The 19,822-nt window shown below is 55.9% G+C and carries 12 protein-coding genes and 2 tRNA genes; 8 read left to right on the forward strand and 6 right to left on the reverse strand.

From position 1 onward, the window contains the following. Positions 1-26 precede the first annotated feature (26 nt). A complete protein-coding gene (locus BLQ98_RS06155) occupies positions 27-752 on the forward strand; it encodes a hypothetical protein (RefSeq protein WP_093732460.1) in 726 nt (241 codons plus the stop codon). Positions 753-1,338: 586 nt separating this feature from the next. Here BLQ98_RS06155 and BLQ98_RS06160 read toward each other — a convergent pair. The 4 genes from BLQ98_RS06160 to BLQ98_RS06175 all read right to left on the reverse strand — a co-directional run bounded on the left by BLQ98_RS06160 (position 1,339) and on the right by BLQ98_RS06175 (position 5,010). Continuing rightward, positions 1,339-1,413 (reverse strand) — tRNA-Gly (locus BLQ98_RS06160). 233 nt (positions 1,414-1,646) lie between these two features. Beyond that, positions 1,647-3,320, reverse strand: coding sequence for a cytochrome c oxidase subunit I (gene ctaD / locus BLQ98_RS06165; protein WP_093732461.1), 1,674 nt, complete (start codon positions 3,318-3,320; stop codon positions 1,647-1,649). Between the two features lie 325 nt (positions 3,321-3,645). Then, on the reverse strand, positions 3,646-4,302 hold the full coding sequence (gene lipB, locus BLQ98_RS06170) for a lipoyl(octanoyl) transferase LipB (RefSeq protein WP_093732462.1): 657 nt from the start codon (positions 4,300-4,302) through the stop codon (positions 3,646-3,648). 39 nt (positions 4,303-4,341) lie between these two features. Then, the gene (locus BLQ98_RS06175; protein ID WP_093732463.1) at positions 4,342-5,010 is read right to left on the reverse strand and encodes a DsbA family oxidoreductase; all 669 of its coding nucleotides are present in this window, start codon (positions 5,008-5,010) and stop codon (positions 4,342-4,344) included. A gap of 175 nt (positions 5,011-5,185) precedes the next feature. Between BLQ98_RS06175 and BLQ98_RS06180 the strand changes: the two genes are divergently transcribed. After that, positions 5,186-5,271: transfer RNA gene (locus tag BLQ98_RS06180), tRNA-Leu, on the forward strand. 68 nt (positions 5,272-5,339) lie between these two features. On the opposite strand, the gene BLQ98_RS06185 is transcribed toward BLQ98_RS06180, so the two are convergent. Then, entirely contained in the window at positions 5,340-6,488 is a 1,149-nt protein-coding gene (locus BLQ98_RS06185; protein ID WP_093732464.1) for a trans-sulfuration enzyme family protein, read from the reverse strand. Positions 6,489-6,742: 254 nt separating this feature from the next. Here BLQ98_RS06185 and purB point away from each other — a divergent pair, with 254 nt between their 5' ends. From purB to BLQ98_RS06200, 3 genes are all read left to right on the forward strand, one after another. Beyond that, positions 6,743-8,047 (forward strand): adenylosuccinate lyase, encoded by a 1,305-nt coding sequence (gene purB / locus BLQ98_RS06190; protein WP_093732465.1) that lies wholly within the window; start codon positions 6,743-6,745, stop codon positions 8,045-8,047. Between the two features lie 177 nt (positions 8,048-8,224). Then, a complete protein-coding gene (locus tag BLQ98_RS06195; RefSeq protein WP_093732466.1) occupies positions 8,225-8,749 on the forward strand; it encodes a tetratricopeptide repeat protein in 525 nt (174 codons plus the stop codon). 123 nt (positions 8,750-8,872) lie between these two features. Beyond that, positions 8,873-9,775 carry a lysophospholipid acyltransferase family protein gene (locus BLQ98_RS06200; RefSeq protein ID WP_093732467.1) on the forward strand — a complete coding sequence of 301 codons (903 nt, stop codon included), beginning with the start codon at positions 8,873-8,875 and terminating at the stop codon, positions 9,773-9,775. A 38-nt stretch (positions 9,776-9,813) separates the two neighbouring features. Here BLQ98_RS06200 and BLQ98_RS06205 read toward each other — a convergent pair whose 3' ends face one another. Beyond that, complete coding sequence (locus tag BLQ98_RS06205) at positions 9,814-10,512, reverse strand: DUF1223 domain-containing protein (protein WP_093732468.1); 699 nt, start codon at positions 10,510-10,512, stop codon at positions 9,814-9,816. Positions 10,513-10,746: 234 nt separating this feature from the next. Between BLQ98_RS06205 and acnA the strand changes: the two genes are divergently transcribed. The 3 genes from acnA to BLQ98_RS06220 all read left to right on the forward strand — a co-directional run bounded on the left by acnA (position 10,747) and on the right by BLQ98_RS06220 (position 19,798). Next, positions 10,747-13,521 carry an aconitate hydratase AcnA gene (gene acnA, locus BLQ98_RS06210; RefSeq protein ID WP_093732469.1) on the forward strand — a complete coding sequence of 925 codons (2,775 nt, stop codon included), beginning with the start codon at positions 10,747-10,749 and terminating at the stop codon, positions 13,519-13,521. Between the two features lie 299 nt (positions 13,522-13,820). After that, a complete protein-coding gene (locus tag BLQ98_RS06215; protein ID WP_093732470.1) occupies positions 13,821-15,644 on the forward strand; it encodes an autotransporter assembly complex protein TamA in 1,824 nt (607 codons plus the stop codon). 8 nt (positions 15,645-15,652) lie between these two features. Continuing rightward, a complete protein-coding gene (locus BLQ98_RS06220) occupies positions 15,653-19,798 on the forward strand; it encodes a translocation/assembly module TamB domain-containing protein (RefSeq protein WP_093732533.1) in 4,146 nt (1,381 codons plus the stop codon). Positions 19,799-19,822: the final 24 nt, after the last annotated feature.

The following is a 19,822-nucleotide window of genomic DNA, read 5'->3' on the forward strand; positions in this document are numbered from 1 at the left end:
AATACCTAGCCTATCGGATACATCTCATGAAAATTACTGCCCTGCCAGTTTCACTTGCAATTGTCGCTCTGATTTCAGGGTGTGCCTCGTCCACAGTAGGTTTTGGGGGGCAAATAGGGACCCCAGGTACGGCCATGAGCTTTCAGGAAACTCATGAGAGCGATGCTGCAATGCTCGAACAGACCGCAGCACTTGAAGCCTTGATGCGCGATATTGTGCGCAGCTCTACCGTGAAGCATGCAGCAATTGGCGCCGCGATGGGGTGCGGCATTTTCGTACTTGCCACGGCTAACGCGTCAGGATGTATACGGGCTGCTACGGCCGGTGGCGTAGTCGGCGCGGTTAGCGGGAACCTGGCGGGAAAGCGCGAAGTCGCTCGACGCATGGAGTTGGTATCACCCAATGAACTCGTGCGTGGCATCCGTAGCTCGAACGAGAAGTTGGATCAAATCACGACCAATCTACCGCAGTTGCTTTCACGACAAGAAAAGACCGTCGCGACACTGGCACAGCGTAGGTCTTTAGGCGAACTGTCGCAGGGCGAATACAGCGCGCAAGTGGCATCTATTCGCACCCGTAGGGCGGAACTTGCCGAGGCGCTAACCTTATCCTCAAAACAGGCCAAGCTGGCGCAAAATAATCTAGCCGACGCTGCAGCCCATGGCCAAACAGGCCTAGAGTGGCACATACGCGCCATCGAGCAGTTGGAGCGTGAGGCACTGTCGGCGCGCTCAACGATTTCTTTACTGTGATAAATCGCGTTAGGTGTACCCGCTAGGGCGTGATCCCGTGCGGCATAACGTAATGCCTAGGAATAGGTATCCCAGCTGAAAAACTCTTTCAGAGCCCCATTGTTCTACTAATGTTATCCGCGGCATTTTGCGCTGCCCGTCAAACGCTCCAAGATTTGATTGGGAATAGCTTCAGTGACTTTGCTGTCAAATCCTCGGTTGCGTGGCCTATCGGATCAATTTCGGGCTAGGGGGGGCGTAGAAGTAGCGCGTCGGCTTCAGCCGCTTGCGATAGATTCGTCGTTTTCTAAGCTTCTAAACAGCCGAACTAAAGGAGGCGGCAGGGTCGGCGCTATGTACATTTGAATCTGGTGCCCGCGGGCTTGCATTTTAGCCGAAGCATTTCAGGTCCTCCATTTAATAGACTACCGTTGAAATATGAATGACTAAAGAAGATTTAAGGAAGGAGGCGTCTATAGCTGAAAAAGTCGGGTCGATGTTCCGGCAATTCAGCCCAAAGCGGCAGTGTTTTTTTGAGGTTAACCCAAACAGTAAAAGGCCACCCGAGGGTGACCTTGCTGTACTGCTGGGTAAGCAGTAACCCAGATGGAGCGGGCGAGGCGATTCGAACGCCCGACCCTAACCTTGGCAAGGTTATGCTCTACCCCTGAGCTACGCCCGCATCATCTGGTAAGGCTTGGAATACCTATAGCAGCGGTGAGCCGCAAGCAGAAAAATGAGTTTTTTTAAAATTAATTTAGCGAAGCTTTCACAGATATATCTTGAGCGATAATTCTCGGGCATCCGGGGCGTAACTACATCTGATGATTGTTTTTTTGTCGCTGAGGGGCGCCAAGCATTGATCAAAAAAAAAGGCCCCAACCGCCGTTGGAGCCTTTCGCTTATAGGTGCCAATTAATGGCTGGGTTGCTTATCCCATTCGTCCTGTTTGGGAAGAATTTCGAAGGTATGCTCTGGTGGTGGGCTTGGTAGCGTCCATTCAAGCGTATCCGCATATTCATTCCATGGGTTGGCAGCAGGGCTGCGTGCGCCACGAGTCAGGGTGTAGAACATAACACCGAAGAAGAATATGAAAGATGCAAAGCTGAGAAACGCGCCAATCGAGGACCAAAGGTTCCAGTAAGCGAATGCTTCAGGATAATCGATGTAACGACGCGGCATACCTTGGCGGCCCAAGAAGTGCTGTGGGAAGAAGGTAAGGTTTGCACCGATAAACATCGCCCAGAAGTGAAGCTTGCCAGCCCATTCTGGATACATGCGACCAGTAAACTTAGGCAGGTAGAAATAGATACCAGCAAAGATCGCGAAGACGGCACCCAGGCTCATGACATAGTGGAAGTGTGCAACCACATAGTATGTGTCGTGGTAATAGCGGTCGACCGCTGCTTGGGAGAGGACGATACCTGTCACACCGCCAACGGTGAAAAGGAACAGGAACCCGAAAGCCCACAGCATAGGCGTCTTGAACTCAACCGATCCGCCCCACATGGTTGCGATCCAGCTGAAGACTTTAACGCCGGTCGGCACAGCGATGACCATTGTTGCCAGCATGAAATAGGCTTGTTGGTTCAGGGACAGGCCAACGGTGTACATGTGGTGTGCCCAGACGACGAAGCCGAGTGCGCCAATTGCAATGATCGCCCAAACCATTGGAAGATAGCCGAAAATAGGCTTGCGGCTAAAGGTTGCGATGACGTGACTGATAATGCCGAACCCTGGAAGGATGATGATATACACTTCGGGGTGACCGAAAAACCACAGGATGTGCTGGTACAGAACCGGATCGCCACCGCCGGCGGGATCAAAGAACGCGAAACCGAAGTTGCGGTCCATGAGCAGCATGGTGATGGCACCGGCTAGAACGGGCAGGGATAGCAGAATGAGCCAGCTTGTTACAAAGATCGACCAGCTGAACAACGGCACCTTGAACAGAGTCATGCCGGGGGCACGCATATTCAAGAAGGTTGTGATCATGTTAATGGCACCAAGAATTGAAGACGCGCCCGATACGTGGACAGCGAAGATCGCGAAATCCATCGACATACCGCCTTCACGAACAGACAGTGGTGGGTACAGAACCCAGCCCACGCCAGATCCAAGCTGACCGCTGCCACCTGGCGTCAATACCGAACACACCGCGAGGGTTGTGCCGCCGACATAGAGCCAGAAAGACAGGTTGTTCATCCGCGGGAACGCCATGTCCGGTGCACCAATTTGCAATGGCATCAGGTAGTTACCGAAACCACCGAACAAAGCTGGAATGACGACAAAGAACATCATCAAGATGCCGTGCGCCGTGATCAACACGTTCCAGAGGTGCCCGTTTGGCGTACAGGTCGCAGCGCTATCAGCGATAAACCGCGCGCCTTCCATACACATATACTGCACCCCTGGGTGCATAAGCTCCAAGCGCATATATATGGTGAAGCAAACTGAGATAAAGCCAACGAGGGCTGAAACGATCAGGTACAAAAGCCCGATGTCTTTGTGGTTTGTGGACATGAACCAGCGCGTGAAAAAACCGCGCTCGTCGTGATGGTCTTGCCCGTGAATGGCTGCGTCTGCCATGCGGTGCCTCCTGAGATTGGGTTGTCAACTCACGCTCCGGCAGGGAACGCGCATTGAATTAAAGATCGTTCTAGTGCGGCTTGTCAGTATGGGCAATGGCCGCGTTTGACGCAGGGCAGGAAAAAAGACTGATCTATTGATGGTATCACTGGGGCATATGGATCTGCGCACGTGGTTCGGAGAGTGTGCATTTGCCTCAAGCTGGGTATTATTATCAGAGACATACATTGTAGTAATGAAGGAAGGTTGAACGTTGGGAGAATTTCACGTCCCCAGCTATGGCTTGGAAAAACCCAAAAAGGAGCCCAGTATCTCCAAAGTTAGGTCAGGCTAGATCGGGAAAGATGCTGGCGAACTGCTTTTTCAGCGCGATGTCAACGTCTTCCATTGCAACCGGAAGTCCGAGATCAACGAGTGATGTCACACCGTGTTGTTGAATGCCGCATGGAACAATTCCTGAAAAATGCGCGAGATTTGGATCAACATTTATACTGATTCCGTGAAAACTGATCCATTTTCGTAACCGAATGCCAATCGCTGCAATTTTGTCTTCACGAACATCCCCGGTCGAACTCAGGGGGTTATCGTGGCGCTCTACCCAGACGCCGACACGCCCTTCTTTGATTTCTCCGCTGACAGTAAAGCTTTTAAGCGTTTCGATGACCCAGCTTTCAAGGTCTTGTACAAAACGTCTCACGTCTCGGCCGCGCTTACCCACATCTAGCATTACGTAGACAACGCGTTGGCCTGGGCCGTGGTAGGTGTACTGTCCGCCGCGCCTTGTTTCAAATACCGGAAACCGTGTTGGATCGGTCAGGTCTTCAATCTTGGCAGAAGTGCCGGCTGAATATAACGGGGGGTGCTCTACGAGCCAGATGCACTCGTCAGCGCGATTCGCGGCGATAAGGGAGGCGCGTTCCTCCATCCACGCTTCAGCTTCGCGGAAATCAACAAGCTCGTTGGATGTGATCCATTCAACCATTCTAAATGCACCGGCTATGAAGGGATGGCCGTGCGCTCATTATGCGGCACTCATTTCTTGAACAACCTTTTCTAGAATTTGCACATAGTTATCGACACCCTGCGCACCGGTAACCAAGTATTTTCCGGCGAAAATCATCGACGGGACGCCTGAGATACCCTGTGATGTCCAGACCGATTGCCGCTCGCGAACGCGTTCAACGTGGCTCTTGTCCTCCAGAACCTGCCGCGCTTCATCACGGTCCAGTCCAACCTGAGCTGCAACGTCGACAAGCACTGCAGGGTCAGAGACATCCAAGCCTGCGGTGAAATGTGCTTCGAACAGAGCGAGCTTCAGTGGATGCTGAAGGTTTTGATCTTGTGCCCAATCCAGCAATTGGTGGGCGGCAAAACTATTGACGATGCGGCTCTCCGTATCAAATTGAAAATCAATCTCAAGTTCAGTGCCGATTTGAATAAGATGGGCACGATTCTGAGCGGACTGCTCGGGCGATGCACCATATTTCTCGGCAATATGCTCCGTCAGGTTTTGACCCTCTGGGCCCATTTGCGGGTTCAGCTCGAACGGATGCCAACGGATGAAAGCACCGATGTTCAAGGCAGCTAACGCCTGTTCTAGCTGACGGTAGCCGACAATACACCAAGGACACATGACATCAGAGACGATATCGATCTGAAGGGCAGGGGTGGTTGCGCTCGCTTGGGTCATATCTCTTCCTTGTTTCATATCCTCCCTTAAGTTTACGCCCTCGCGCTGATTTTCAAGTCGTGCTGCCTAATTGAATGGTAAAACACATGAATCTGAACAAGCCCTTAAGCCAGCGCATTTTAGCTCTTCACTTTGCGAAAAACTTTGTCTAAACGATCCCCACAAACCATGGCGTGCGGTCGTGGCGGAATGGTAGACGCGCAGCGTTGAGGTCGCTGTGGGGTAACACCCGTGAGAGTTCGAGTCTCTCCGACCGCACCACTGGTTTGATTTTCCATCATATTCACCACAGACGAAAACTTCCGGGACGCGGACGACCCGAATTGTCCTTATGTGTCAAACGCTTGCACCAAGTCGTTTCTCAGGTCATCAATGCTTTCGATACCGACCGACAGTCGTAGCAATCCCTCTGGTATCCCGGTGTGTGGCTCGATTGTGTGGCGATGCTCGACCAGGCTTTCTACACCACCGAGCGAGGTTGCCCGGTGAAAGACAGTTAGCTTGCTGATGACCGTAAGCGCGGCCTCTGCACCACCTTTGACCACACACGATAAAAGCGAACCAAATCCGCCGGTCATTTGAGTTTGCGCCAGCTCATAGCCATTATGGGATGGAAGGCCTGGATACAATACGGTTTCGATTTTCGGATGATCCTGCAGGAACGCGGCTAATTTCGCCGCATTGGAAGACATCTCTCTAACGCGAAGGGGGAGCGTACGCATGCCCCGGACCAGAAGCCATGCTTCGAATGGGCCGATGACCGCGCCGGCATCATGACGGTCGATCTTAATATCCTCCCATACGCGCCCGGTCACGTTATTGGTTGCTAATACGCCAGCCAATACGTCCGAGTGTCCGTTGATCCCTTTGGTGGCCGAGTGCATTACGATGTCAGCGCCGTGGCGCAGCGGCTGTTGCAATACTGGCGTTGCGGCGGTGCTATCAACCACAAGCAACCCGCCGACGGCGTGAACCCCATCAGCGGCAGCCTGTATGTCAACCACACGAAGCCAAGGATTCGACGGCGTCTCAATCAATGCGAGTGTTGGCTTGAAGCTCGCGCAAGTCTGTGTAAATGCAACAGTATCTGAGGCTTCGACCTCGCGTACTTCAATGTCACGGCGGGTGCAGAAGTCGCGTATCCATTTTGTTGTGCCCCAATAGATCTGGCTTTGTACCAATACGCGGCCACCATTAGGCACCGTCCGAAACGCAGCCGCCAGCGCTGCCATACCTGATGGAAACAAAAGGGTTTCCTTTGCCCCTTCTAACTGTGCCAGTACGTTCTCCGCGACGCGCACAATATCACTCTGATCGCGCAGGTAGATATTATCCGGACGTAGCGGCTGGTATGCTGCGTCCCGCAGATATGTCGTGGCCATTGGCAGTGCTGGGACGACACCGCCGGTTTGAACATCAATGGCACCCGCCGCTTGGGCAGCGATTGTAGCGGGGCTTAAACGAGACGTATCAGACATTTCTTAACGATTCCCTAATGGTACAGTTCTTTCAATTTACGGGACCTTTGCCCGCCGCGACAAAAACTGCCAGCCCGGAAAGCGATAATCTGACCGCTTCTTCATTTTGCCGGTAAACTCCCGCCGGAGGCGCCTATGGTCAAGGCGCGCTTTTGATCTAGAAATGGCGTCACAGGGGTTCAGACTTGTTCTTTACCCCCCCGCGGTCTATCCCGCGGCTACATCAAAACACCCCAAAACAAAGGTATCACCACATGATTCCCCGTTATTCCCGCCCCGAGATGGTTGCGATCTGGTCCCCTGAAGCCAAGTTCCGCATCTGGTACGAGATCGAGGCGCATGCCTGTGATGCCATGGCTGACCTTGGGGTGATCCCGCGCGAAAACGCTGAAGCAGTCTGGAAAGCCAAAGATGTCGAATTTGATGTGGCGCGGATTGACGAGATCGAAGCCGTTACAAAACACGACGTTATCGCATTTCTGACCCATTTGGCAGAGCATGTAGGCAGCGACGAGGCGCGGTTCGTGCACCAGGGGATGACCTCTTCTGACGTTTTGGATACTTGCTTTAACGTACAATTAACCCGTGCCGCCGATATTCTGATTGATGACATGGGGTTGCTGCTGGCCGCGCTGAAACGCCGTGCCATGGAACATAAGAATACACTGCGCGTCGGGCGGAGCCATGGTATCCACGCCGAACCAACGACGATGGGCCTTACCTTTGCGCGATTCTATGCAGAGATGGACCGCAACCTGACGCGCCTGAAAACGGCCCGATCCGAGATCGCGACCGGTGCCATCTCGGGCGCGGTTGGCACATTCGCGAATATCGATCCGCGTGTTGAAGAGCATGTGTGCGAAAAGCTCGGCCTGGCGCCCGAGCCGGTGAGCACGCAGATTATCCCTCGCGACCGCCATGCCGCGTTCTTTGCCGCCCTCGGCGTGATCGCCAGCTCGATTGAAAACGTCGCGACCGAAGTGCGCCACATGCAGCGTACCGAAGTCCTTGAAGGGGCGGAGTTCTTTTCGGCGGGGCAGAAGGGCTCCTCTGCCATGCCGCATAAGAAGAACCCTGTGTTGACCGAGAATCTGACGGGTCTGGCCCGCACGATCCGCATGGCCGTAATTCCTGCGATGGAAAACGTTACCATGTGGCACGAGCGCGATATTTCGCATTCCAGCGTAGAGCGGGCGATCGGGCCGGACACTACGATAACACTCGACTTCGCACTTCACCGTTTGACCGGCGTGATCGACAATATGCTGATCTATCCCGATAACATGCTGGCCAACATGAACAAATTCAGCGGTTTGGTGATGTCTCAACGAGTTTTGCTTGCTCTGACGCAGGCCGGCGTTAGTCGCGAAGACAGCTATAAGCTCGTGCAGCGTAACGCGATGAAGGTTTGGGAGGACGGAAAGGACTTCAAAACCGAGTTGTTGGCGGATGGCGAGGTTTTGGCTGCGCTAAGTGCTGAGGAAATCGAAGAAAAGTTCGACCTCGGCTACCATACGAAGCATGTCGACACGATTTTTAAGCGCGTTTTCAAAGACTGATCAATCGCCGACTTCAAAATCTGCATCGCTAATGCGATGCAGATTTTTTTGATTAAAAGGGTGCACACTTTAGCCCTATCGCTCTCGCTATCGTGACGCTACGCTTGAAGCTAATACTTTACCTGTGGTCCAGATCGGCTACCATCTGCGGTGTGATTAGTTCAGGAGCGTTTGAGTATGCGTGTTATGTTTGCGTCCATCCTGTCATTGGTGTTGCCGATTGCAGCCTTTGCGGCGGGCTCCGGTAATACGTCTCCGCCAAAGCCTGTCGTGAAATGTGAAGATGGGCAGGTGTATGAAAAGAAATCCAAAACGTGCGTCGATGCAAAAGACAGTCGCCTGACGCCGGACGACCGATATCAAGCTGTACGTGTACTGGCCTATGCCGGGGCCTATGAGGACGCGCAAGTCGTGCTTGCCGCTATGCCAGAATATGACGACCGGCGTCTTACCTATATGGGTTTCACCACCCGCAAGATGGGCGATCTATCGGGTAGCATGACATTTTACGCACGCGCTATTGAAGCCAATCCTGCGAACATTCTTGCACGGTCCTATCTTGGGCAGGCGCTGGTTGAGCAAGGGAATATCCCCGCCGCGCTGACTGAGCTGCGTGCTATTCGTGCGCATGGCGGGGCAGGGACGTGGGCCGAAGCCTCCTTGCGCACAGCTATCTCTACCGGTCAGACATTCAGCTATTGAAATCGCTTTCCACCCAGCTTTGCATTGCCTGCCGGGTGAAACTCGCTTGTTGCGCGGTGCCCTGCACGGTATGAACGGCAGGCCCCGCCCCTTTGGGGCGCTTTTCCTTGCAGGCAGACGCGCATGGCCAGTCCTAAATACGCTTCATATGTTCCGCTTCAACGACGCATTGCTCACTACGTAACCAATGCGTTTATAGTCGGTGTTATCCGTTTAGCATTGTTGCTGCCCTATGAGGCGCGGTTGGCTTTCGTTGGTTGGGTTGTTCAGCGGGTTATCGGGCCGGTGGCGGGATATAGGGCGCGCGCGCTAGAAAACCTAGCCATGATCTGGCCGCAAATGCCCAAAGAGAGACGTCAAGAGATTGCTTCAAAATGTCTGAATAATGTCGGGCGCAGCTTCATAGAAAACTACTCTGCGCATGACTTTCCTAAACGCATGGCGAAAAACACACCGATTGGGCCAGGCGTCATTGCGCTAGAAGCGGCCGCTAAAAGCGGCAAGCCCGTCATTCTCGTGACCGGACACTACGGTAACTACGAGGCGACGCGCGCGTGTCTTGTGGCGCGGGGGTATGACGTTGGCGGCCTCTATCGAAATATGAAAAACCCCTACTTCAACGCGCACTACGTCCAGACGATGGAAGCATTCGGCGGGCCGGTTTTTCCTCAAGGGCGCCGCGGTACCGCAGGTTTTGTGCGTCACCTAAAGGAAGGGGGGCAATTGGTGCTGTTGTTCGATCAGCATGTATTTGGTGCGCCGATGCTGGATTTTCTGGGTGTTCCCGCAAATACTGCGCTTTCTGCCGCCGAGCTTGCGCTACGCTATGATGCTTTGCTGGTCCCGTTTTACGGCATTCGCCAACCGGATGGCGTGTCGTTCGAGACGGTTCTTGAGGCTCCAGTCCCGCACAGCGACGCGGCTACGATGACGCAAGCCTTGAACGACAGCCTCACAGCGCGTGTAGAGGCGGATCCGGAGCAATGGTTTTGGGTACATCGGCGCTGGCGCAATCGGGATAAGTAGATCCAATTTGTCGATATTCTAACGGCGTCTCGCGCCTATTACCTGATGCGCGCTGCAGCGACGATCGCTCCGGCATTGCTGCGCTGGACCAGAACAACACTCGGCATGTCTCCGGTGACGGTTGCCGTGAGGGACAGCGGTGCCTGCCCGTTCCATTGATCAAGGGCCTGCCAATCGGCGACAATATTGCGGTTCTCGAACGTATGGCCTGCATTTTCGCCGCGTTTGATTTGCGTCGCTGCGATGGGGTGATACCGCAGCAAAAACACGTCAAATGGACCCGCCGCGCCGGACAGCGTCTGTGCTTTGATTTCCAGCGTGTCGCCGTCACGTGCTATCCTCAGGTCAACTTGGGCGGCATCGGACTTATGCTTATTGATGGCTTCCATCAGCTCAACCGGCTTGGCTCCGACAACATCTGTCTTGCCATTCACAATCATCTCGGGCGTATAGATAGATGTGCGTCCCCCTGTCATCGCATAGGCGCGTTGACGTTCAGCGTGGGCAGGCGCACCGAAGGGATCTTTCCAGCCAATGTAATCCCAATAGTCCACATGAAACGCCAGAGCGATCACGTCCTCCCGTTCGGATAACGCCGCAAACATCTCGTCCGCGGGCGGGCAGGAAGAGCATCCCTGCGACGTAAAGAGTTCGACCACAACAGGACGGTCTTGTGCAAAAGCAGGTGCGACGGACAGCAAGCTGGTGACAATGAGGGACGTGAGCAGGCGGGACATCGCAGGGTACTTTCGGTTTGGATGCTCAATTCGTAGACTGGGCGTATTGCAATTACCACTCAACCTTTGTTGAGGCGCTGAAACGTTATGGTCAGATGTGAAAAATGCCATGCTCCAGTACACAACGGTATACAAAAGCGGCCGAAACGCGTGTTTGCAGTTGAAACGACCTGCGCAATAAGGCATTTAGACCCCAAGTCACCGACCTTTTTTAACCCATAAAGGGAGCCATCCATGACCATTATCGTTGGCCAGGACACCGCCAAAACCCGCAAAACACTTTCTGCGGGCAGCCAATCCATCGCTTATTATTCGATTCCTGCAGCGCAGGAAGCCGGTCTGGGTGATTTCTCGAACTTGCCAGCCGCGCTAAAGGTGGTGCTTGAGAACATGCTGCGTTTCGAGGATGGTAAAACCGTCACCGTCGACGACATCAAAGCATTCGCCGAATGGGGTGCCAAGGGCGGCCAGAACCCTCGCGAGATCGCGTATCGTCCCGCCCGCGTGCTGATGCAAGATTTCACCGGCGTACCCGCGGTTGTTGACCTTGCTGCGATGCGTGACGGGCTGGTGGCCTTGGGCGGCGACGCCGACAAGATCAACCCGCTAAACCCTGTTGATCTGGTTATTGACCACTCGGTTATGATCGACGAATTTGGCAACCCACGCGCGTTCCAGATGAACGTCGACCGCGAATATGAACGCAACATCGAACGCTATACCTTCCTGAAATGGGGTCAGAAGGCGTTTAACAACTTCCGCGTCGTTCCCCCCGGCACCGGCATCTGCCACCAGGTGAACCTAGAATATCTGTCGCAAACAGTCTGGACCGACACGGACCAAGACGGCGTCGAAGTCGCATATCCTGACACGCTCGTCGGGACCGACAGCCACACCACCATGGTTAACGGTATGGCCGTTCTTGGCTGGGGCGTTGGCGGTATCGAAGCCGAAGCCGCGATGCTGGGTCAGCCGATTTCGATGCTGATTCCGGAAGTTATCGGCTTTGAGCTGACCGGTGCCATGATGGAAGGCACCACCGGGACCGATCTGGTGTTGAAAGTCGTCGAAATGCTGCGCGAAAAAGGCGTAGTGAGCAAATTCGTCGAGTTCTACGGCGCTGGCCTTGATACGCTGCCACTGGCCGACCGTGCCACGATCGCCAACATGGCCCCCGAATACGGCGCGACCTGTGGCTTCTTCCCGATCGATGCCGAAACCCTGCGCTACATGCGGACAACCGGCCGCGACGAAGACCGCATCGCGCTGGTCGAGGCATATGCCAAAGAGAACGGCATGTGGCGTGACGAAAACTATGCGCCTATCTACACTGACACGCTGTCGCTGGATATGGGCACCATCGTACCTGCGATCTCGGGGCCCAAGCGTCCACAAGACTACATCGCACTCACCTCAGCACACACTGCATTTGCAGAATACGTCAAAGGCGTGCGCGAGGGTAAAGACACCTCTGCCAATTCGGAAATCCGTTGGGAAGGTGAGGGCGGCCAGCCTGAACCCCGCGACATTCCCGGGGACGAAGGCAACCACAAACGTGGCTACGTCCAGACCGAAGATGGCAACTATCAACTGCATGATGGCTCGATCGTCATTGCGTCGATTACATCCTGCACCAACACCTCCAACCCTTATGTGATGATCGGTGCCGGTCTGGTTGCACGTAAGGCACGCGCCTTGGGTCTGACCCGCAAGCCTTGGGTTAAAACTTCGCTCGCCCCCGGTAGCCAAGTGGTGTCCGCCTACCTTGAGGCCGCAAACCTCCAAGAGGATCTGGATGCGATCGGTTTTAACCTTGTCGGCTATGGTTGCACCACCTGTATCGGGAACTCCGGACCGCTTGAGGCTCCGATCAGCAAGGCGATCAACGATTACGATCTGATCGGGACGTCGGTCTTGTCGGGTAACCGGAACTTCGAAGGCCGGATTTCGCCTGACGTACGTGCCAACTATCTGGCGTCGCCTCCCCTGGTTGTGGCCTACGCGCTGGTCGGTGACATGAACGTCGATCTGGCCAACAGCCCGTTGGGGCAGGACAAGGACGGCAATGACGTCTACCTGAAAGACATCTGGCCAACGTCCAAGGAAGTCGCTGATCTGGTCGAGCAGACCGTGACCCGCGAAGCCTTCCAGGAAAAATATGCCGACGTCTTCAAGGGCGACGAAAAGTGGCAGTCCGTCGAAACCACCGACGCCAAGACCTACGACTGGCCACCGCAATCGACCTACGTTCAGAACCCGCCTTACTTTCAGGGCATGTCGCCAGAGCCAGGCGTGATCACAAACATCGAAAACGCCAAAGTTCTGGCCGTTCTGGGTGACATGATCACAACCGACCACATCTCGCCTGCTGGTTCCTTCAAGGAAACCACACCTGCGGGTCAGTATCTGGTTGAACGTCAGGTGCCTGTACGTGAATTCAACTCGTACGGTAGCCGTCGCGGTAACCACGAAGTCATGATGCGCGGCACTTTTGCCAACATCCGGATCAAGAACGAGATGCTGGATGGCGTCGAAGGTGGTTATACCAAAGGCCCCGATGGCGAACAGACGTCGATCTTTGATGCAGCGATGGCGCATCAGGAAAACGGCACGCCGCTGGTGATCTTCGGTGGCGAGCAATACGGTGCAGGTTCGTCACGTGATTGGGCGGCCAAGGGTACGGCTCTGCTGGGCGTCAAAGCTGTTATCGCAGAGAACTTTGAACGTATTCACCGGTCTAACCTTGTTGGCATGGGTGTCATCCCGTTCGAATTCACCAACGGTGACACGCGCAAAAGCTTGGGTCTGACGGGCGAAGAAACCGTATCAATCAGCGGTCTCGACACCATCAAGCCACTGCAAGAAGTGCCGTGCACGATCACCATAGCAGACGGTTCGGTCAAAGAGATCATGATCAAGTGCCGCATCGATACCGCGATCGAGATCGAATACATCGAACATGGTGGCGTTCTGCATTACGTACTGCGCAACCTCGCGAAATCGGCCTGATCGCAGGCCACGGGCCGCCGCGTGCGACCCTAGAAAAACGCCCGCCAAGTTTCAGCTTGGCGGGCGTTTTGCGTATCAAGCCCACGCCATCACGGCAAAGTTCCGCTGTCATGCGTGAAATGACGCACTTCGACGCGTTTTGCGGTTCACAATCCTGATTTTGCCCAACAGACTGTTTGCCGAAAGCAGGCGATTTCCGCTATGCATAAGCTAATAATAAACTCGTTTTCTGACGTTGCGGTCGCGCGCTCTAAGTCTCACCCAACGACACGTCGTACCATGAGTACAGGGAGCACCGCATGGCGCATTTTCATTCAGACAATTTTAAGACGTTCCTGCGCGCCTCTACGGCTGCGGCGGCTTTGGTCTGGGGAGGATACACGGCCGGCTTCGCCGCGACGCTTGATATCACGGGCATCGACGCGGCCTCCGACCTCTACGAGACGGTCTCAGGCGGATCACTGCTGCGCGAGGAAACTGCCGAAGACGCTGATCCGACCACCCAAGAACTGCTGGCTGCCGCTCAGGCTGATTACGCTCGGTTGCTGGCTGTGCTTTACGACAAAGGGTATTTCGCAGCTGTCATCAAGATTACCCTCGACGGTGTAGATGCTTCTGCCATTGCGCCGGTGACACCGCCGAAACAGATCAACCGTGCTGTGATCGATATCGAGACGGGGCGAAAGTTCAGCTTTTCAAAGGCAGAGATCGCTCCTGTGGCACCGGAAACTGAACTGCCGGAACAGTTTGCAGCGGGAGAAACTGCAAGTCTGGGCGTGATGAAGGAAGCCGTTGCCGCTGGCATAGAGGGGTGGCGCGATCAAGGTCATGCCAAGGCCGAGCTGGCAGAGCAACAGCTGACAGCCCGTGTTCCTGACGCGACTTTGGCCGCAACGCTTCGACTGCGCCCGGGCCCACGGCTTCGGTTTGGTGAGCTGGCCGTAAAGGGCCAAAGCGACGTGACCCTGCGCCGGATCAAAAAGATCGCAGGCTTACCAACGGGAGAGGTGTATTCGCAAGAGCAGCTTGATCTCGCGGCAACGCGGCTGCGGCGCACGGGTGCTTTCAGCTCAGTCGCCATGATCGAGGCCGATCAGATTACAGCGCCAGACGTGCTGCCGATCACCGTGCAGGTGACTGACGCACCCAAGCGTCGCTTTGGTTTCGGCGCCGAACTTTCATTGCTCGATGGTCTAAGCGTTAGCTCCTATTGGCTGCATCGCAACTTGCTTGGCGGGGCCGAAAGGCTGCGCGTCGAGGGGGAGGTATCCGGTATCGGTGGCGATTCAGGCGGTACCGATTATCGCCTCGGTACGCGTTTTGAACGCCCCGCGACATTTAACGCCGACACAAATTTCTACGCGCTGGCTGAAATCGAACAACTGGACGAGGTGAATTATTTCTCGCGTCAACTCGACCTCGAGGCCGGCGTCGAACGCATCGCCAGCGAGGAACGGACCTACAGCCTAGGTGTCGGCCTACGCACCGCGCAAACCCGTGATGCCTTTGGCGAGAACGAATATACGTTGCTGACCCTGCCGCTAAGCGCGGAGCATGATTATCGCGATAACCGGCTGGATGCCAAAGACGGATATTATGCCAAAGCCAGCGTGACGCCATTTGTTGCGCTGGCCGGGTCGGATAACGGCGTGCGCAGCTATATCGATGTGCGCGGCTATAAAACCTTTGGCACCACTCGGCCGGTCACCTTCGCGCTGCGCGGTCAGTTGGGGTCGGTCTACGGCCCGACGCTGTCGGAATCGCCGGCAGACTACCTGTTCTATTCGGGCGGCGGGGGCACAGTGCGGGGGCAACCTTATCAATCGCTCGGCGTGGATTTGGCCAGTGGTGACACCGTGGGCGGGCGCAGCTTTGCGGGCCTATCCGCAGAGGCACGCTGGCAGGTCCGCGACAAAATCGGCGTCGTTGCATTTGCCGATGCGGGCTATATCGGCGCGGAAGAGTTCTATGACGGGTCAGGGACATGGCAGTCTGGGGCGGGTCTTGGCCTGCGCTATGCGACAGGCATCGGTCCGATCCGCGTCGACCTCGCGGTACCCGTTTCAGGTCCCGAGACAGATGAGAATTTTCAAGTTTATATCGGTATTGGACAATCGTTTTGATCCACTTCATGCGCCACTTTTTAGTTTCCGCCCTGATCTTTGTCAGCACTGTCGCCACGGCACAGGAGAATGACAAAGGGTTCCTGACTCGCACCATCCAAGATGCCCTGAGCGGGGCAGGCCGGACGGTCAGCATCGACGGTTTTGCCGGTGCGCTGAGTTCGCGTGCGCGTTTTGACCGGATGACGATCGCTGATGAACAAGGGGTCTGGCTGACACTGGAAGAGGTCGAACTGGACTGGAATCGCTCTGCCTTGCTGCGCGGGCGGCTAGAGGTGCAGGCACTGACGGCAAAGCGGTTGAACGTGCCGCGGCTGCCTGTCTCGGAGGAAGAAGCGCTTCCCGATCCGGAAGCCAAGCCCTTTAGCTTTCCTGCAATCCCTGATCTGCCCGTCGCCATCGACGTGGCGGATTTTTCAGTCGACGAGATCAACCTGGGCGCGCCGATTTTGGGCGAGCCGGCACAGCTGACTGTGCAGGCGACCGCGCTGTTGAACGATGATACCGCGAATGTCGATATTCTTGCTGCACGGACTGATGGCAAGAAGGGTGAGTTCAAGATTATCGCGGACCTTAATCGTAGCGATAGCTTGCTGGAAATGGCCGTGACCCTCTCTGAGGAAGCCAAGGGCATTATCTCGCGCACGCTGAAGCTGCCGGATGAACCCTCGGTTGATCTTGTTATCGCGGGTCGGGGGCCATTGTCGGACTTTGAAACGGATATTGACCTTTCTACCGATGGCGAACAGCGTCTGGACGGTCAGGTTATCGTGGCGGCACAAGGGGATAACACCACGCCGGACCGCCGCATTCGGGCTGATCTGAGGGGCGACGTGACCGCGTTGATCCTGTCGCAATACCGCGAATTCTTTGGCGCCGATGTGGCGTTGACCCTCGACGCGCTGGTTCGCGCCGAGGGTGGCGTCGATGTCAGCGACTTCGCTCTCAAGGCGCAGTCAGCCGAGCTGCAAGGCAAGATCACGCTGAACAGTGACAATTGGCCCAGCCTGATCGACATAACCGGGACCGTCGCCAGCGCCGACGGGAGCCTTGTTCTGCTGCCTGTTGCAGGCGGCAATACTTATGTGCGCCGTGTTGCGCTGGACGTGAACTATGACGTGCAAGATGGCGACGCGATCAATGCTATGTTCGACGTCAGCGAGCTTGCCACCGAAGCGCTCGCTGCAGAATCGACCCAAGTGACATTGGATGGCACCCTGCAAGGCGATGCGGGATCGGTCGGCGAATTCATGGGCGACCTCGGGTTTTCGGCGCAGGGGCTGTCGCTGACCAATGGTGCCGTCTCCGAAGCTGTCGGCAAGTCCTTGAGCGGACGCACGACAATCGCCTACACCGAAGGCACACCGGTTCAGATTTCCGATCTTGATCTGTCGGGCACAAACTACGGTCTGACGGGGGACGTAACGATCAGCGGCCCAGGCGAAAGCTTTTTGACCCAGTTGAACGCACGGCTGGAAGCCACTGACATTAGTCGATTTTCCGCTCTTGCCGGACGCGAGATGGATGGTGCGGCGAATGTCGACATCGTCGGCCAGATCACGCCTCTGGATGGGACGTTTGATCTGAATATCTCTGGTCTGACACAGGATTTGAAGGTCGGCATCGAACAGGCCGATGCCTTGCTTGTTGGGGATACAACGCTCAGCCTTGGCGCGTCGCGGGATGAGACGGGTACATTTGTCCGCGATCTGATGCTTGAGAACGACGCGCTGACCGCCAGCGGGGGTGTTGAATTGCGAAGCGATAATTCGCAGGCACGCATTGAGGCAAAGCTGAATGATATCGCGGTTGTGCTGCCGCAATATTCCGGCCCGATCACGATCAAGGCCGAGGCCGACCAAGACAGCCGCGGCTGGACAGTCGATGCAGTGACAGACGGCCCTTACGGAGCGCAACTAACAGCAAAAGGGCTCGCGACAGGCGAAAATGCTTTGCTCAATTTCACAGCTGATGTACCCGAGCTGCGCGATTTTGTACCCGAAGCCCCCGTGGAAGGTCCGGTTTCCTTGGCCGGTGTGCTGCGCCAATCGCCGGACGGGTGGCAAGTGGACACCAAAGCGACTGCGCCCGAGGATGTTACCGCCACGGTCGAGGGGTTACTGACGCCGCTTGATCTAGACTTCACCGCGTCAATCCCGCGGGTAGAGGCGTTTACCCCTCAGGTGACAGGCGCGGTCGAGGCATCGGGGACGCTCAAGCAATTAGACGAAGGCTTCCAGATCAATGCCAAAGCCAGCGGTCCTTACGCGGCGAAGGTCGCCGTTCAAGGTATGTTAACACCTATGGTTGATATCTCTTTCGACGCATCGGTCCCGAATCTTCAAGCGGTGGTACCGCAAGTGAACGGGCCACTTGCTGCGACCGGGACCGTGCGCCAGACGGAAAAGGGGTTTTTTGTCGATACCAGCGCGACCGGCCCATATGGTGCGCGCGCCATGGTTGAAGGATTGGCTACAGGCCCCGAGATGTCACTGACCTTTGACGTGTCGGTGCCAAATGTGCAGCCCTTGGTGCCGGGCGTGTCCGGCCCGCTTGCGGCGAAGGGAACGGTACGGCAAACGCCGGCCGGCATCGTCGTGAACACCAACGCGACTGGTCCCTATGCAGCACGTGCTTCGGTGCGGGGGGTGGTCACGGGGGATGCGCCTGCGTTGACCTACGATGTCACGATCCCCAATCTTGGGGCAGTGGTGCCGAAACTCTCCGGTCCGCTGAATGTGACAGGCACCGCCGAACAGGAAAACGCAGGCTGGCGGGTAAATACCAATGCCGCCGGTCCCGCTGGCACCCGCGCCACAATTGCCGGGCTCGTTGGGAATGACGGAAACCTGAACCTTGATGTGAACGGGAACGTGCCACTTGGGCTGTCGGCCCCCTTTATCGCACCACGCATCTTGCAGGGCCAAGCCCGGTTTGACCTGACGGTAAGCGGTCCTCCTGCGCTTGCGTCTGTCACGGGGACATTGCAAACCTCTGACGCGTCACTATCGGCACCCAACCTTCGGGTGTCATTGCAAAATATTGCTGCGGATGTTCGTTTGGCCAATAACCGTGCGCAAATCGATCTGACCGCTCGCGGTGCCGATGGTGGGCAGGTCAAGGTCGGAGGGGCGGTGACCCTGACGGGCTCGCTGCCAGCTGACATCCAAATCGGTCTGAATAGTCTCGTGCTGATCGACCCGTCGCTCTACCGAACGTCGCTAGATGGCAATCTTCGACTGTCAGGTCCCCTCGCGGGCGGGGCAAGTATCAGCGGCCGAATTGACGTGGGCGAGACCGAAGTGAGCGTGCCGTCGACCGGTATGACGAGCATCGGGGATATTCCGCAGATCGACTTTATTGGTGCACCTGCCGATGTCATCGCTACCCGTCGCAAGGCCGGGCTGACCGGTGCAGATGCTGGAACGGATCCGGCGGCCAGCGGCGACAGTGGGCCTGGATTCGGCCTGAATATCCAAATTAACGCGCCGCGCCGTATCTTTGTGCGGGGCCGCGGGCTGGATGCTGAATTGGGGGGCAGCCTGTTGTTGACGGGATCGACCAACCAAATCATCTCGGCCGGTCGGTTTGATCTGATCCGTGGGCGTCTTGATATTCTTGGCAAGCGGTTCGAGCTGGACGAGGGGTCCGTGCGCTTTCAAGGCGATTTGGTTCCCTATCTTCGGTTTGCCACATCGACCTCGACCAACACAGGAGAGGTCCGCATTATCATCGAGGGAAAAGCCACATCGCCCAAGGTGTCGTTTGAATCGACCCCTGATTCACCCCAAGATGAGGTGCTGGCGCAGTTGCTGTTTGGGCGCAACATTTCGGAGATTTCGGCGTTTCAAGCTCTGCAATTGGCCAGTGCCGTTGCGACACTGGCCGGACGTGGAGGCGCAGGGATCGTTGCTAACTTGCGCACAGGCTTCGGGCTGGATGATCTTGATGTGACCACCACTGACAGCGGGGCCACGGCTGTGCGCGCAGGGAAATACATCTCGGAAAATGTCTATACGGATGTCACCGCAGCCTCGGATGGGACGGCCGATGTGTCTATTAACCTCGATCTAACCAAAAACTTGACGGCCAAGGGAACGGTGGGGTCCGACGGGAATACCGGGATCGGTATTTTCTTTGAAAAAGATTATTGAACTGATCCGCGAGGCTGCAAAGAC

Origin of the sequence: Sulfitobacter litoralis (assembly GCF_900103185.1) — a bacterium.
In the GTDB taxonomy this organism is placed as follows: domain Bacteria; phylum Pseudomonadota; class Alphaproteobacteria; order Rhodobacterales; family Rhodobacteraceae; genus Sulfitobacter; species Sulfitobacter litoralis.

What these genes read in the sequence shown, in the direction of transcription:
- lipB (WP_093732462.1), bottom strand. Translation starts at nt 4,302, where the DNA reads ATGGTTGAATGGATCACATCCAACGAGCTTGTTGATTTCCGCGAAGCT.
- BLQ98_RS06215 (WP_093732470.1), top strand. Translation starts at nt 13,821, where the DNA reads ATGGCGCATTTTCATTCAGACAATTTTAAGACGTTCCTGCGCGCCTCT.
- BLQ98_RS06195 (WP_093732466.1), top strand. Translation starts at nt 8,225, where the DNA reads ATGCGTGTTATGTTTGCGTCCATCCTGTCATTGGTGTTGCCGATTGCA.
- BLQ98_RS06205 (WP_093732468.1), bottom strand. Translation starts at nt 10,512, where the DNA reads ATGTCCCGCCTGCTCACGTCCCTCATTGTCACCAGCTTGCTGTCCGTC.
- BLQ98_RS06185 (WP_093732464.1), bottom strand. Translation starts at nt 6,488, where the DNA reads ATGTCTGATACGTCTCGTTTAAGCCCCGCTACAATCGCTGCCCAAGCG.
- BLQ98_RS06175 (WP_093732463.1), bottom strand. Translation starts at nt 5,010, where the DNA reads ATGACCCAAGCGAGCGCAACCACCCCTGCCCTTCAGATCGATATCGTC.
- BLQ98_RS06200 (WP_093732467.1), top strand. Translation starts at nt 8,873, where the DNA reads ATGGCCAGTCCTAAATACGCTTCATATGTTCCGCTTCAACGACGCATT.
- BLQ98_RS06220 (WP_093732533.1), top strand. Translation starts at nt 15,653, where the DNA reads ATGCGCCACTTTTTAGTTTCCGCCCTGATCTTTGTCAGCACTGTCGCC.
- ctaD (WP_093732461.1), bottom strand. Translation starts at nt 3,320, where the DNA reads ATGGCAGACGCAGCCATTCACGGGCAAGACCATCACGACGAGCGCGGT.
- BLQ98_RS06155 (WP_093732460.1), top strand. Translation starts at nt 27, where the DNA reads ATGAAAATTACTGCCCTGCCAGTTTCACTTGCAATTGTCGCTCTGATT.
- purB (WP_093732465.1), top strand. Translation starts at nt 6,743, where the DNA reads ATGATTCCCCGTTATTCCCGCCCCGAGATGGTTGCGATCTGGTCCCCT.
- acnA (WP_093732469.1), top strand. Translation starts at nt 10,747, where the DNA reads ATGACCATTATCGTTGGCCAGGACACCGCCAAAACCCGCAAAACACTT.